We start from the raw sequence: 14,955 nt of genomic DNA on the forward strand, positions 1-14,955 counted from the left end.
CCTGGAGTAGGTACCAGCCAGCGTGCGACCTCTACTTTACTGGAGGTCAACCTTCTTTCCGGCGCGCAGGAGCAAGTACGCCACCAGCGAAACCACGAACCCCGCGTAGTACGCCAGGTCCGCGCCGTGCAGGGCAGCGGCGACGGGTCCGGTGTAGACGGTGGTGTTCATGAACGGCACCGCCGCCGCGAAGCCCACGAGGAACGCCACCAATGCGGCCCACGACCGGGTGGGTTTCCCCAGCTCAGCGCTGATTTCGAACCTGCGGCCGCCCTTGGTGCGGCGCAACCAGTCGGGCACCACGACACCCAGGAACGGCGGGATCCAGTAGCTCACGAACAGCAGCACGTTCTCGAACTTCGCCGACAGGTCACCGCTGTGCATCCAGAGGATGAGCACGAACGCCAGCACTGTCACCACGACCGCGGACACCGGGCGGCGCAGCCGCACGCCCACGGTCTGGAGGGCGAGCGAGCCGCTGTAGTCGTTCATGGCGTTGGACGACACCGCGGCCAGCGCGATCACCAGCAGCGCCAGTCCGCCGACCGCTCCGCCACCCACCAGCTGGGAGACGCCGGCCGCGGTCTGGTCGCCCAGCGCCGAGCCGAGCGCGAGGCCGATGCCCTCGCCCAGCGCGTACGACGCGACGAGCCCCAGCAGCGTGAACCAGAAGACCCGAGCCGGCTTTGTGTCCACGGGCAGGTAGCGGCTGAAGTCGGCGGCGTAGGGCGCCCACGAGATGGCGAGGCTGAGCGTGATCGTGGAGAACAGCACGACGGCGCCCGCGAAATCACCGCCGGTCGCCTCGTTCGTGAACGTGATCGGGTGGTCCAGCACGACTTTGACCGCGAGCGCCACGAACGCGACCACGAGCACCGCGCTCATCACGGCCTGCACGCGGTGGATCACGGCGTAGCCGAACACGCCGAGCAGGCATTGCAGCACCAGCACGAGGACTACGGCGAGCCAGAACGGGAGCCCGGTGAGCTCGGCCAGCGCCTCGCCGCCGAACAATCCGACCAGCGCGTCCCAGGCAATGCTCCCGAGCCACTGCACGAGCCCGGGCAGCACCACGGTCTTGCCGAACGGCAACCGCGCGAGCGGCAGCTGCCCCGCGCCGGTCTTCGGGCCCCACGTGGACAGGTAGGCCGGCGGCAGCGAGCCGAGGATCGTACCGACGAGCGCGACGATGAACCCGGTCGTGAAGCCCAGCCCCAGCGTCGACCCGAGTGTGCCCGTGAACACGGCGGTCATGGTCAGGTTCGGCGCGAACCACACACTCGCGAGCCGCCACGGCCGGCCGAACCGGTTCGCCTCCGGCACGGGCGTGATGCCGTGCGTCTCGATGGCGAAGTCGCCCGCGCCGGACGGCATGCGTCCTCCGAAGACGTCCGCGTCGATCCCGCTCATGTGCTCGGCCTTTCTCCCGTTTTGCCGGGTGCCATGATTGCCGCTGACGGGGGCCGGGGGAAGCTTCCGCGACGAAGGTCTCCTCGGCTAGGAGAAGTTCGGGTCTTCGAGATCGCAAGTAATCGAGTTGCCCAGGTTGTCGGTGACCTCGACCACCGTCCCGGAAACCGCGATCCGCTCGAACAGTTCGACCGCGCCGACGCCACCACCCAGCGGAGGTCTCCCCCGGAGCCCTGACGAATCCAGTCCTTTGTGGACCAACAGGCGTAAATCCCTTCACCACCCGCCGCTCCCCTGGGAAGATCGCCGGATGGGGGTTCCCGCGCCGCTGCGTGAGCGGCGGTTCGCCGCGTTCTTCACCGCCCGGGCGGTGTCGTTGATGGGCAGTGCGATGGCGCCGGTGGCGCTGGCGTTCGCGGTGCTGGACAGCACGGGCGGCGCGGGTGGCCTGGGCGTGGTGATGGCCGCGCACATGGTGCCGCTGATCGGGCTGGTGCTGGTGGGCGGGTCCGTGGCGGACCGGTTTCCGCGGGCTACGGTGGTGCGGGTCGCGCACTTCGGGAGCGGGATCACGCAGCTGGGGGCGGCGGGGGTGCTGCTCACGGGCAACTACTCGTTACCGGTCCTCGTGGGCACCGAGTTCCTCAACGGGGTGCTCACGGCCTTCACCACGCCGGCGTTGCGCGGGATCGTGCCGCAGCTCGTCGGACGCGCGGAGCTGCGGCAGGCGAACTCGGTGCTGGAGTCCGCGCGCAACGTGTGCAAGATCGCCGGCCCGGCGGTGTCCGGGGTGCTGGTGGCGGCGGCGAACGGCGGATGGGCGCTGGCGGCCGACGGGGCGTCGTTCCTGGTGGCGGGCGTGATCTTCAGCGCCTTGAAGCTGCCGCCGCGCGTTGCGCACAACGCGCCCGGGATGCTGCGGGGCGTGCGGGAAGGCTGGTCGTACGTCCGGCGCGTGCCGTGGCTGTGGCAGATCGTCGCCGCGTTCACGGTGGTCAACATCGCGCAGACGGGCGTGTGGCAGGTGCTCGGCCCGACCATCGCGCGCGGCACGATCGGTGAAGCGCCGTGGGGAGTGGTGCTCAGCGTGCGCGCGGCAGGCGTGCTCGTGACCGGCGCGGTGATGTACAAGATCGCCGCCAAGCGGCTCCTCACACTGGGTCAGGTGTGCGCCGCGCTGTCGGCGGCGCCGCTGGTCGTGCTCGGGACACAGCCGGGGTTTCCGCTGCTCGCCGGCGCCGCCCTGCTCGCCGGGCTGGGCGGTGGCGTCGCGAACATCGCCTGGACCACCACGATGCAGGAGAACGTCCCGGACCACCTCCTCTCCCGCGTGGCCGCCTACGACGACTTCGGCTCCTACCTCGGCATCCCCCTCGGCCAGCTCTCCGCCGGCCCCCTGGCCTCCGCCTTCGGGGCGGGCCCCGTCGCCACCGGCGGCGGCGTGCTCCTCGCGACGGCGGCCTTGGTACCGCTGTTGTCACCGGCGGTGCGGAAGATGCGGCACACGCCGGCGGAGGCCCCCGCCGGGTCTTGATCAGGCGGCCGGACTCCGGCTTCACCACATGTCGGCGACGAGCAGATGCCCGGGAACGACGCAGGCCCCCTCCCTGCCGCAGTGGCAAGAAGGGGGCCTGCACCGACCCTCAGTGGCGGATCACACGAGCAACAGGAACGGCAAGCCGTTCGGCGAGCCCAGGCCGGTGACGTCGTCGTAGCCCTTGGTGGTGTGGATCGTCAGGTTGGGGTAGTCGAACGTGCGAGCGGAGGTCAGGAGACCGCCCGACGCGTCGACGCTGTTGGCGAAGTCCACGCGCTGCACGGCGGCGTCCACGTGTTTCACGTCGTAGATCGTGCCGCTGCGGGACGTGAGCTGATACAGCGCCGGGTTGATGAAGCCGTGGTGGAAGTGATCCAGGCTGTCGGCCACGGCCATGACGCCGGCGAAGACCGGGGACGCCAGGCTGGTGCCGCCGATGCGGTACTGGTCGTAGTAGGCGCCGTCGGGGAACGTCTGGGTCTGGCCCACGAGCATGCCGGTGTTGGGGTCGGCCACCGCGGAGATGTCCGGGACGACGCGGCCCTTGGCCTTGCCCGTCTGGTTCTTCGTGGACAGCGCGTCCGGCACGATGCCCTTCTGGTACGCCGGCTGCGGGAACACGCGGCTGGTGCCGCCGCCCGCGCCGCCGTTGAAGGCACCCGGGAAGGACGGGGTGTAGGCGCCCGCGGTGAGCGTGGACTTGCCGGTTTCCCAGCCGGTCTCGAAGGTCCGCTTGCCGGACTTGTCGACCGCCAGCGAGGTGCCGCCGACGGCGGTGACCCACGGCGACGAAGCCGCGAAGTCCGGTGAAGGCGTGCCCAGGCGCGCGGCCTCGTCACCGTTGTCGCCGGAAGAGAAGTACACGCCGATGCCCTCGAGCGCGGCCTGCACGGCGATCTGGTTGAACGCCTTGATCTCGTCGGCCGGCAGGTCCTCGCCGGTGTCGCCGTAGGAGTTCGACACGATGTCGGCCTTGTGGCCGGCGATCACGTAGTTCAGCGCGGTGTCGAGCGAGAGGTCCTCGCAGTCGGAACCACCGACGTACAGGATGTTCGCACCCGGCGCGAGGCCGTGGGCGGCTTCCACGTCGAGCGTCTCCTCGCCGTACCAGCCCGAGGCGTCGCACTGGTCCGGGCCCTCGTCGGCCGGGTTCACCGGGAAGACGTGCTGGCTGAACTGCGCCTTCGTCAGCGGGTGTGCCGGGTCGTTGCGCTGGGCGTAGGTCGACGCGTCGGCGTAGATGGTCGGCGACGCGAAGGCGTCCACGATCGCGATCGTGGTGCCGTGGCCGTCGGCGCCCAGCTTGGCCGCCTGGTCGAGGCCGTAGGCCGAACGCAGCTGCGCCGGCTTGTAGCCACACGGCGCGTACGGCAGCTGCTTGCCGTTGTACGCCGGGTCGACCGTGTCGGTCTTCTGGCCGTAGTAGTCGCTGCACGGGCCGGAGTTGCGGAAACCGGCACCCGGAGGCGCGGTGGCCGGCCCCGAGGACTTGGCGGAAGCGGTGTCGGCACCCGAAGTGTGGTCCGGCTTGAGCAGGCTGGTCGCCTGGTCGACGCCGACGACACCCAGCACGGACGTGGCAAGCGTTGCCGGCACGGACAGGTTCTTGTCCGCCGCGCGCAGCGTCTGGCCCTTCACGGCGTACTTGCCGAGCGTGACGTCGAACGCCTTCTGCACCTGGTCCGCCGTCCCGGCGGCCTCCACGTACGCGCGGTTCGACGGCACGTCGCCGATCTGGAACCCGGCACCGGACAGCCAGTTCTTCACCGCGGACACGGTCTGGTCCGATGCGGTGAAGCGGTCACGCACCTGCTGCGGCGACAGGTACTGCCGGTAGCTCTTGGAGTGCGGGTCGGACACGCCCGCCGCCACGGCTTCGGCGCCGGCCTCGTCACGCAGGTTCAGGTACACGCGGAAGTCCAGCTTGGACGCCGGCGCGGTGTTCGCGACCTTGGCCCCGGGGTTCGCCCAGAGCGGGTGCGACGCGGGGATGTCGGCCCGGCCCGGGGCCGATGCCGCAGACGCCAGCCCCGGCGTGGCGGCCGCGAGGCCACCCGCCATCGCCAGCGAAAGGAACACGGTGAGACTTCTTCGCACAGGCAACTCCCTCGTGAATCGCGGCCCCAGGCCGCAGGCGTCCGGCCCGAGACTAGGTCCGCACCGGCCGCCGGGGAAGCGTCCGGCCCGCCGGTGCGGAACCGTTATCTCGAAGCCGCACTCGATCTTCGTTGATACACAAGGAGGAAGTCCGGTTCGTCCGCACTGTCCCGAGTGGAATGTCGCCTAATGGAACAGAAGTCCGATTCGAAAGTTCCGCATCGCGGTATCGCGGAGCACGCCGGCTGGGGAAGCACCACCTACTTCCGTCGGTTGCTCACCCGGCCTGCAGTCCCTTCGAACCGGCACCGACCACGAAGCTCTTGTCCGTTTTGATCACCAGCTTCGCCGGGTCGTTCACGCTCGTGTCCGACACCACCACGAAGTCGGCCAGCATCTGCGCCGGCGTCGCGGTCACGCGCACGTAGCCGCGTTCTCCCTTGCAGTACTTGATGTGCGGGTTGTTCGCGAGCCACGCGGCCGACGGCGGCGCGGCGTCGTCGCTGTTGGACGTGACCGAGGTGGTCACCAGCTCCGAGCCGACGATCGGGTCGGTGTGGTCGAAGTAGTCCTTGCGCAGGTCGGCCGCCCAGTGCCGGTGGACGTCGCCGGTGAGCACCACCGGGTTGGGTACCCCGCGGTCGATCCAGCCTTGCGTGATGCGATCGCGCGAAGCCTGGTAGCCGTCCCACGAGTCGGGGTTCTCGCACGTCGTCGACTTGCCGTCACCGTCGCGCTGGGCGAAGAACACCTGCTGGCCCAGGAAGTCCCACGTCGCCGGGTGCGTCTCGAACGCCTTGAGCAGCCACTGTTCCTGTGCCGTGCCGGTGATCGTGTGCGAGGTGTCGCGGTACGGGCCGCACGCCGTACCGGAGACCTGCGCGCTGCGGAACTGGCGCGTGTCCATCATGTGGAAGCGCGCGAGATTGCCCCACAGGAACTGGCGGTACAGCTGGATCGACGCCCCGTTGGGCTTGGCCGTGGACCGGATCGGCATGTGCTCGTAGAACGCCTGGAACCCGTAACCCTTGCGGGCGGCCGAAGCCGGGCTCGTGGTGGAGTTCCAGTTGTTCATCACCTCGTGGTCGTCGAACACGACCAGCCACGGCGCCAGCGCGTGCGCGGCCTGGAGGTCCACATCGGTCTTGTGCTGACCGTGCCGGGCCCGGTACAGAGCCAAAGTCGTGGTGTCCGACGGCACCGCGAGCCGCCGCGGGTTGAGCTCGGCCTTCTTGCGCCCGGACGGCTTTTCGTAGATGTAGTCGCCGAGGAACAGCACGAGGTCCGGATCGTCGCGCACCACGCCCTTGTACGAGTGGTACCAGCCTTCCTCCCAGTGCTGGCAGGAGGTGAAGCAGTACTTCAGCTGGTTCACGGCCGCACCCGCGGCAGGCGCCGTTCGGGTACGCCCGACCGGCGAGATGTACCCGGCGGACTTGAAGCGGTAGAAGTACTCGCGCGCCGGCTCGAGGCCCGTCGGCTCGATGTGCACGCTGTGCGCCGACGCGCGCACCGCGTTCACCGAACCGCTTTGCACGATCGAGGAGAACGCCTCGTCGTTCGCGATCTCCCAGTCCACCGCGTACGTCGCGTCCGGCATGCCGCCGAACCCGTCGGCGTTGAGCGGCGCGGGCGCGAGCCGCGTCCACAGCACCACGCTGTCGGGCAACGGGTCGCCCGAGGCGATGCCGAGCTGGAACGGGTCGTGGATCGCCGGGGCGGCGACGGCGGTGCGCGCGTTGGCCCACGAAGGCAGCGCGGTCGTCGCCGCGGCCGCGGTCACGGCGGCGAGTCCGCCCAGCAGCACCGAGCGCCGGTTCACCTGGCCCATGTCAGGGGTTCCTTTCGGGGAGTAGGGGTTTTCAGGCCGCGAAGTCGGTGAGGCCGGCGCTGCAACCGGCGAACGTCGGTGGCGAGGTGTTGTGGCCTGTGCAGACCTTGTAGAAGACCCACTTGCCCTTCGCGACGGGCGCGGCCTTGTCCACCGACGTGCCGTTTCCGCCGGAAGCCCAGACGTAGTACGGGCCGGAGCCGTCGGCGAGCCAGTACTGCACGACGCCGGAACTGCCGTCGGCGTCGGTGTCGTAAGCGACGAAGTGCGCGTCGGACGAGCGGAACACGCCCTCGGCGGCGCAGGACGCGGCGCACTGGGCGCTGCCGGTACCGGTGCCGCAGTCGGGTGCGACGCGGCCGTCGGAGCCGGTCTGCACGTAGCCGTCGGACACGTAGCCGCCGAGCGCGGGCACGTAGTCCCAGATCGTGGTGGTGCCGAGCGGGCCGGCGACGGAACTACCGGTGGTCTGGCACTCGATGTTGACGGTCGCGCCGTTGGCCACCGTCTTGACGGCGGTGGCGGCGGCGTTGGCCGCGCGGCGGACGTTGAGCGGATCACCCGCGGTCTGGACCTTGCCGGGCACCGTCGCCGACACTGCCGACACTGCCGACACCGCCGACACCGCCGACGCGGGTACCGCCGCCGACAGCGTGAATCCGCCGATCGCCGCCAGGACAATCCCGAATCCGGCCAGGCGCCGGAGCTTCGAACGCTTCATGGCCGTAGCGTGTCGAAGCCTTGTACACGACCCGTACAATTCGCAATATAGGGGACGCGAGCCTCCGAATGGATCTAGCTAACCCGCGCAGACGCTCCTAGCATGCCCGATCATGGGGACCTTGCCGCTCAGGCGGGTAAATTGTTGACTTCACTGGCGTTCCGAATTCTCGGACCGTTGGAGGTCATTGCTGAAGGCCGGACCGTCCCACTGGGCGGGCCGAAGCCGAGGTTGCTGCTGGCCGCGCTGGCTTTGCAGCCGAATGTCGTGGTGTCCACCGAAGTGCTGGTCGAAATCCTCTGGCCGGGTACCGCACCTCGCTCCGCGGCAGCCAACATCCGCACCTACGTCCACTCCCTCCGTAGGCGGCTCGCGGAAACGGCACCCGAGCTGGGTGACCGCATCAGCAGCCGCGCGTCGGGATATCTGCTCTCGGCCGCAGACGAAGAGCTCGATCATGTGTTGTTCGCCAACCACGCTGCCGAAGCGCGGAAAGCGTTCGAACGCGGTGACGCGGAAGCGGCGCTCGCGTTGCTCGACAAAGCCGACGCGCTTTGGCGCGGCGAAGTACTCGAGGGTCTGCCGCACGACCACGGGTGGGGCGCGGCGATCGCGCGGCTGGCCGAGCTGCGCCTGTCCGTGCAGGAGCAGCGGCTGCAGGCCCGCCTCGCGCTGGGGCGCCACGGTGAGGCCATCGCCGAGTTGCGCGGCCTCGTGACCGAACACCCGTTGCGGGAGGAGCTGTGGCAGCAGCTCGTGACGGCGCTGCGCGACGGCGGCCGGATCGCCGAGGCCGTGGCGGCCTACGAGCTGGCCGAGCACACGCTGGAAGAGGAGCTCGGGGCGAAACCCGGGCCCCGGCTGCGGGAGCTGCGGGCCACGCTCGTGCCGCCCGCCGCGGTGCCCGAGCTGCCGGCCGAGCTCGCGGCGCTGCGGCCGCGAGCGCAACCGGAGCTGCCGATCTGCCAGCTCCCGCTCGACCTGCCGGACTTCACGGGCCGCGAGGACGTGGTCGACCAGCTGGTCAGGCGCCTGCGCGAACACGGCGAGACGCGCCGGCCGACGGTGGTGGTGCTCTCGGGCGCGCCCGGCGTCGGCAAGTCCGCGATCGCGGTCCGGGTGGCCCACGCGGTGCGCGACGCGTTCGGAGACGGGCAGCTCCACGTGGACCTCGCGGGCACGTCGTCGTCGCCGCGGGCGCCGATGGGTGTGCTCGCGGAGCTGTTGCGCGCGCTCGGCATTCCCGACGCGGGCCTGCCGCGTGATCTGCCGGAACGCTCGGCGCTGCTGCGCTCGCGCCTGGCCGGCAAACGCATGTGCGTGGTCCTTGACGACGCGGGCAGCGCCGCGCAGGTGCGTCCGCTGCTGCCGGGCACGGGCGCGTGCGCGGTCCTCGTGACGAGCCGCGTGCGGCTGCCCGACCTCGACGGCGCGGTGGCGGTCGACGTCGGGCTCCTGCCCGAGCCGGAGGCCGCGCGACTGCTGGAGGGCATCGTCGGCGCCGAGCGCGTGGCGGCGGAGCCCGACAACGCCGCCGCGATCCTGCGCCAGTGCGGGTACCTGCCACTCGCGATCCGCGTGGCCGGGGCGAAGCTCACCAACCGGCCCAGCTGGTCGCTGCGGATCCTCGCCGACCGTCTGCACGACGAGCGGCGCCGGCTCGACGAGCTGCGCGTCGGCGACCTCGCCGTGCGTGCCAGCGTGACGCTGAGCTACGACCTCCTGCCGATGTCGGCGGCAGCGGCGTTCCGCCGGCTGGGTGCGCTGGGACCGATCCAGTTCCCCGCTTGGGTGGTCGCGGCCGCGCTGGGCCGGTCGTCGGCCGACGACGTGCTCGACGTGCTCGTCGACGCCCACCTGGTGGAGCTCGTCGCGTCCGACGCCACGGGCCAGCCGCGGTACCGGCTCCACGACCTGCTCCGCGTCTACGCGGCGGAGCTGGCCGAGCGGGACGCGCTGGAGAAGACGCGCCGCGCAGCGCGACGGGTGCTCGAGGGTTACCTCGCGCTGGCCGTCGCGGCGGCGGAGCGGATGCCGATCCACTTCTTCGGCCAGTACCGCGACCACGCCGTGCCGTACCCGAAGCTGCCGGACGGGACGGAGCAGCTCCTGGCCGACCCGGCCGCGTGGTTCGCCGCGGAGCGCCACTCCGGCGTCGCCGCGGTGACGCTGGCCGCGCAGCTCGGGTTCGACGACCTGGCGTGGCAGCTCACGGCCGCGTTCACGCCGTACTTCGACCTGCGCGGGCACCAGGACGACTGGCACGCCACCCACGAGGTGGCGCTGACGGCGGCCCGGCGCGCGGGAGCCGTGCGCGGCGAGGCGATCGTGCAGCGCAACCTGGGGCAGATCCACCTGTACCAGGACAGCTACGCCGAAGCATTCGTGGCGTTCGACGCGGCGCGGGAGCTGTACGAACGGGTCGGCGACGCGCAGGGCACCGGCGTCGCGCTCGCCGGGCTCGGCACGATCGTGCGCATCCAGGGCGACAACGACCTCGCGCTGGAACGCTGCCACGAAGCGTCGAAGCTGTTCGCCGAAGCCGCCGACCGGCACGGCGAGGCGGTGATCCGCATCGCCGTGGGCGCGGTGTGGATGGCGCAGAAGTGCTACGCGCCGGCCAAGCGGTGGTTCACCGACGCGCTCGAGCTGGCCGCCGCGATCGGCGACCGGCACCGCGAGGCCCACGCCTTGCAACGGCTCGGGCTGCTGCACCAGCACGAGGGCAACCTCGGGCCCGCGCGCGAGTTCGTGACGCGCGCGATCGCCGTGTTCACCGACCTGGGTGACGATCACTGCGTGGGGTACGCCAACCAGAACCTCGGTGAGCTGTGCCTGCACAGCGGCGATTTCGCCCACGCGCAGCTGTTGCTGGTCAACTCGCTGAGCGTGCACCGCCGCAACGGCGACCGGCGGTCGGAGGCCGAGGTGTCGCAGTTGCTCGGGGAGCTGCATTCGGCGCTCAGCCAGCCGGAACGCTCGCGCACGTACTCCGAGCGGGCGCTGGCGATCTGGCGGGAGCTTTCGGCGCGGCCGCAGCAGTCGGCGCTGGAAACGCGGCTGGAGCCGGCTCCGGGTGAGGGGCCGCGGATCGTGTCCGCCTGACCCGGACGCGCGGGCTTGCTTGCGCGGCAAGGGGTCCTGTCGAGACGAGGATTGTGTCTCGACAGGACCCCTTTGTCGTGGAGGAGCGGGAATGGTCCGAAGAGGTCTGGTTCGGCGGGTGCTCGGGGTGCTGGCGGCGGTGCTCGCGGTGGTTCCCGTGACGCCGGCCGCCGCGGCCGGGTCGTGGCGGGTGGATCTGTCCACGGTGGACGGTGATGACATGAACGTGTCCTCGGTTTCGGGTTTCCTGACGCTGGCCGACACCGCGTGGAACCCGGTCACCGCCCGGAGTTCCGGGGTTCTCATCACGGCCACCCGGCGCCTGGGGTCCTCGGTGGGCCGGGTGACCGCGCGGGTGGTGGACGACGTCCCGGCCGGCACCGCGGTGGAGGTCGACGTCCGTGGCCGCGACACCGCCGGCGACTGGACGGAGTGGACCCCGGCGGGCCGGGAGTTCCCGTTCGCCGTCCAGGTGGTCCAGGCCCGGATCTCCCTGTCCGGCACGGTCGACGGCGCGCGACCGGCCGTGCGCTCGGTGGCGCTCACCGCGTCGGGCGGCACCGCACGCGCCGCGGTGGTCAGCGAGCCGCTCACCTACCGGATCTACGCGACGCGCGAAGACCTCGTCGGCGGCAAGACGTCCAACGGCCACGTGATCGCCAAGAGCGACCACTTCGTGTCGTTCCCTTCCACGAAATCGGTTTCCCCCAAGGGAACCGGCTCGTACACGGCGAAGGTCTGCCGCACCGACGCCACCCGCTGCGAGTTCGCGCCCGTGTGGGAGGTCGGCCCCTGGAACACCCACGACGACTACTGGAACCCGTCGGACCAGCGCGCCACCTTCCCCACGCTGCCGCAGGGCACGCCCGAAGCGCAGGCCGCGTTCCAGGACGGCTTCAACGGTGGCAAGGACTCCCGCGGGCGCGCGGTGAAAAACCCGGCCGGCATCGATCTCGCCGACGGCGTCTTCTGGGACGGCCTCGGCCTCACGGGCAGCTCGTGGGTGGACGTGACCTACCTCTGGACCGGCACGGGCGGCCCCGCCGGCGTGATCACCACGGCCGGCGCGCCGCTGAACCTGCGCGAAAGCCCCAGCACGTCGGCGGCGATAAAGGGCGTCGCCGCGCCGTATGCGCGCGTGCCGATCGAATGCTCGGTGGCCGGTGAGTTCGTGAGCGGCGCCCTCGGCACCAGCGTGATCTGGGACCGCGTGGGCCCGGATCTCTACGTCTCGGACACGTACGTGAAGACCGGCGCCGACGGTCCCATCGCGCCGAACTGCCCTTGAGCTGCGACGACAGGCGACCAATACTGGACAATTCGCCAAGCCTGAGGGGGCAGCATGACCACACTCCACACCAAGGACGTGACTCCGTTGCGGCGGGGGTTCGCGGGGACCGTCTTCACCCCGGCCGACGACCGCTACGACGAAGCGCGCAAGGTCTGGAACGGCCAGATCGACCGGCACCCGGCCGTGATCGCGCAGGTCGCCGGCACCGCCGACGTCGCGACGGCATTGGCGTTCGCCCGCGAGCACGGGCTGCCGGTGAGCGTGCGCGGCGGCGGGCACAGCTACGGCGGGTTCTCGATGTGCGACGACGGCGTGGTGATCGACCTGAGCGCGTTGCGCTCGATCACCGTGGACCCGCACACGCGCACCCTCCGCTGCGGTGGCGGCACCACGTGGGCCGAGCTCGACGCGGCGGGCCAGCAGGAGGGCCTGGCGGTCCCGGGCGGCACGATCAGCGACACCGGCGTCGGCGGCCTGACGCTCGGCGGCGGCGTCGGCTGGCTGACCGCGCGCCACGGCCTCAGCGTCGACAACCTGATCTCGGCCGAGGTCGTCACAGCCGACGGCACGCCGCAGCACGTATCGGCGGACGAGAACGCCGACCTGTTCTGGGCCCTGCGCGGCGGGGGCGGCAATTTCGGCGTGGTGACACAGTTCGAGTTCCGCGCGCACCCGGTCGGCCCGATGGTCGAGCTGGGCCTGTTCTTCTGGCCGCTCGCGCAGGGTCCCGAGGCGCTGCGCTTCATCCGCGACATCCTCACGACACTGCCGCCGACGATGGGCGCGATGCTGGTCGGCCTCAACGCGCCGCCGGCGGACTTCGTGCCGCCCGAAGCCCACTTCGCGCCCGGCTACGCGCTCCTCATCGCCGGGTTCGAGGGGTCGGAGCAGCACGCCGAGGTGGTCGCGCAGGTCCGGCGCGGGCTGCCGGCAGCGTTCGAGCTGGTCACGCCGATCCCGTACGTCGGGCTGCAGCAGATGCTCGACGAAGCGGCTCCGCGCGGGCTGCTGGCGTACGAAAAGGGGCTGTACGTCGAAGAACTGAGCGACGAAGTGCTCGACGTGATCGCCGAGTACCTGCCACGCAAGTCGTCGCCGCTGTCGATCACGCCGATGTTCCTGATGCGCGAGGCCTATTGCGGCGTGCCCGAGGACGCGACGGCGTTCGGCGGCACGCGCACGCCGAAGGTCGCCGTGAATCTCGCGGCGACCACGGCCGATCCGCAGGAATTCGAGGCGGACCGCGAGTGGGTGCGCGCGTTCTGGACGGCGCTCACACCGTTCGCGTCGAGCGCCAGCGGCTACGTGAACTTCATGACCGAGTACGACGAGAACCGTGTGCGAGCGGCCTACGGCGCCGAGAAGTACGACCGGCTGGCGCTGATCAAGGCGAAGTACGACCCCGGCAACGTCTTCCACCTGGGCGCCAACATCCGGCCCGCCGTGGCCGTCTGAGACACACGTCGTCGGGCCCGGCCAAGGTGCCGGCCGCCCGGGGACACGGCGGCCGGCACCGGCCCCGGCCGGGAACTCAGTACCCGGACAGGTCGATCGCCTTGTCGAGCTCGCGGGGCTTCAGCACGCGCAGGATGCCTTCGAGCAGGTAGTAGTCCGCGTACGGCAACGAGATCTCGATCCCGTCCTCGGCCGGGCGGTTGCGGGTGCAGCGGGCCACCACGGCATCGGCGCGGGTCGACTTCGTGGTGAGGCACGTGCGGGAAGTCGCCTCCAGCAAGCGCAGGCCGGTCGCGCGGTACTCGGGCCGGCCCGCGGCCGAGGCGAGGTCGATGAGACCGCACGCCATCACGACCCCGGCGGAGGCGTCCTTGATGTCGTTCGGCGCCTGCGGGGCGGTGTAGTCCCACACCGGCACGTTGTCCGGGGTCAGGACCTTCAGCGCGAAGTCCGCGAGGCGGCGCGCCGTGGTGAGGAACGAGCGGTCGCCGGTGCGACGGTACATCGTGGTGAAGCCGTAGATGCCCCAAGACTGCCCACGCGACCAGCACGAAGCCGGGCTGTAGCCCTGCACGGTGTTCGGCCCGATCTCGGCGCCGGTGGCCGGGTCGAAGTCGAACACGTGGGGCGTGGAGCCGTCCGGGCGCAGGAAGACGCGTTGCGCCGTCTTCGCGTGCTCGGTGGCGATGTCGAGGTACTGGCTGTCGCCTGTCTGCTTGGTCGCGAAGTCGAGCAGGTCGAGGTTCATGATCGTGTCCATGATGATCCGGCCCGCGTCCTTCGGGTCGGTCAGCGAACCCCAGGCCCGGATGAAGTGGCCCTTGGCGTTGTAGCGCGTGATCAGCGACGAGGCCGCCTGGATCGCGCCGGCGCGCCACTTGTCGTCGCCGGTGATGCGCCACGCGGTGACCCACGACGGGTAGAACAGGAATCCGAGGTCGTGCGTGCTGGTGTCGTTCTGGCGCGGCGCGAGTTTGTCGGCCGACGCGAGTGCGAGCGTGCGGAATTGTTCGTCACCGGTGTGCAGGTATGCCATCCAGAGCGTGCCGGGCCAGAATCCACCGACCCAGTCACCATTCTGCGAAAAGGCCCATTTCTCGAACTTGGTCCCGGTGGGAAACGAGGTGACGCCCGGCGCGACCGCACGCAGCTTCTTCACCGCGTAGTCTGCCGCTGAGCGGAACACCTTCTCCTGGCTCGCGATGTCGGACACCCCTTGCTCGGCAGCCGTTGCCGCGACGGTGCTGGTCGCGGTCACCGCCACGGCGGCACCGGCCGCGGTGGTCAGCAGGGTACGCCGGGAAACGCTCACGATTGCCCGCCATTTCACAGTCGTGGAAACACCAGTGGGAAATGCCTCACGAGAAGGCCGCCCGAGTTTTACACGAAGGTCAGGTGCTTGTACACCCACCAAAGCGTGCTTTCACGGTTGTGAATTGTTCATGGATGTGAACTCGCTATTCCACACTCCGGACCGGAGTGAACCACGTGCTCACTCCGGTCCGGGC

Annotated in this window: 9 protein-coding genes; 4 read left to right on the plus strand and 5 right to left on the minus strand. The window is 70.5% G+C overall.

Going from position 1 to position 14,955, the window contains the following annotated elements:
* Positions 1-36 precede the first annotated feature (36 nt).
* Entirely contained in the window at positions 37-1,410 is a 1,374-nt protein-coding gene (locus QRX50_RS48705; RefSeq protein ID WP_285969813.1) for a purine-cytosine permease family protein, read from the minus strand.
* Positions 1,411-1,720: 310 nt separating this feature from the next.
* Between QRX50_RS48705 and QRX50_RS48710 the strand changes: the two genes are divergently transcribed.
* Positions 1,721-2,944, plus strand: coding sequence for an MFS transporter (locus QRX50_RS48710; RefSeq protein WP_285969814.1), 1,224 nt, complete (start codon positions 1,721-1,723; stop codon positions 2,942-2,944).
* A 120-nt stretch (positions 2,945-3,064) separates the two neighbouring features.
* Here QRX50_RS48710 and QRX50_RS48715 read toward each other — a convergent pair whose 3' ends face one another.
* The 3 genes from QRX50_RS48715 to QRX50_RS48725 form a co-directional block, all read right to left on the minus strand.
* Positions 3,065-5,044: a S53 family peptidase gene (locus QRX50_RS48715; protein WP_285969815.1), complete on the minus strand. Its 1,980-nt coding sequence runs from the start codon at positions 5,042-5,044 to the stop codon at positions 3,065-3,067.
* 277 nt (positions 5,045-5,321) lie between these two features.
* Positions 5,322-6,875, minus strand: a complete 1,554-nt coding sequence (locus QRX50_RS48720) for an alkaline phosphatase D family protein (protein ID WP_285969816.1) — start codon at positions 6,873-6,875, stop codon at positions 5,322-5,324.
* Positions 6,876-6,906: 31 nt separating this feature from the next.
* On the minus strand, positions 6,907-7,596 hold the full coding sequence (locus tag QRX50_RS48725; protein WP_285969817.1) for a hypothetical protein: 690 nt from the start codon (positions 7,594-7,596) through the stop codon (positions 6,907-6,909).
* Positions 7,597-7,698: 102 nt separating this feature from the next.
* Between QRX50_RS48725 and QRX50_RS48730 the strand changes: the two genes are divergently transcribed.
* The 3 genes from QRX50_RS48730 to QRX50_RS48740 all read left to right on the plus strand — a co-directional run bounded on the left by QRX50_RS48730 (position 7,699) and on the right by QRX50_RS48740 (position 13,447).
* A complete protein-coding gene (locus tag QRX50_RS48730) occupies positions 7,699-10,701 on the plus strand; it encodes an AfsR/SARP family transcriptional regulator (protein WP_285969818.1) in 3,003 nt (1,000 codons plus the stop codon).
* A 91-nt stretch (positions 10,702-10,792) separates the two neighbouring features.
* Positions 10,793-11,989, plus strand: a complete 1,197-nt coding sequence (locus tag QRX50_RS48735) for a DUF8814 domain-containing protein (RefSeq protein WP_285969819.1) — start codon at positions 10,793-10,795, stop codon at positions 11,987-11,989.
* A 54-nt stretch (positions 11,990-12,043) separates the two neighbouring features.
* Positions 12,044-13,447, plus strand: coding sequence for an FAD-binding oxidoreductase (locus QRX50_RS48740; protein ID WP_285969820.1), 1,404 nt, complete (start codon positions 12,044-12,046; stop codon positions 13,445-13,447).
* 76 nt (positions 13,448-13,523) lie between these two features.
* Here QRX50_RS48740 and QRX50_RS48745 read toward each other — a convergent pair whose 3' ends face one another.
* Positions 13,524-14,759, minus strand: coding sequence for a glycoside hydrolase family 88 protein (locus QRX50_RS48745; RefSeq protein WP_285969821.1), 1,236 nt, complete (start codon positions 14,757-14,759; stop codon positions 13,524-13,526).
* Positions 14,760-14,955: the final 196 nt, after the last annotated feature.

Source organism: Amycolatopsis sp. 2-15, assembly GCF_030285625.1.
Taxonomy (GTDB): Bacteria; Actinomycetota; Actinomycetes; order Mycobacteriales; family Pseudonocardiaceae; genus Amycolatopsis; species Amycolatopsis carbonis.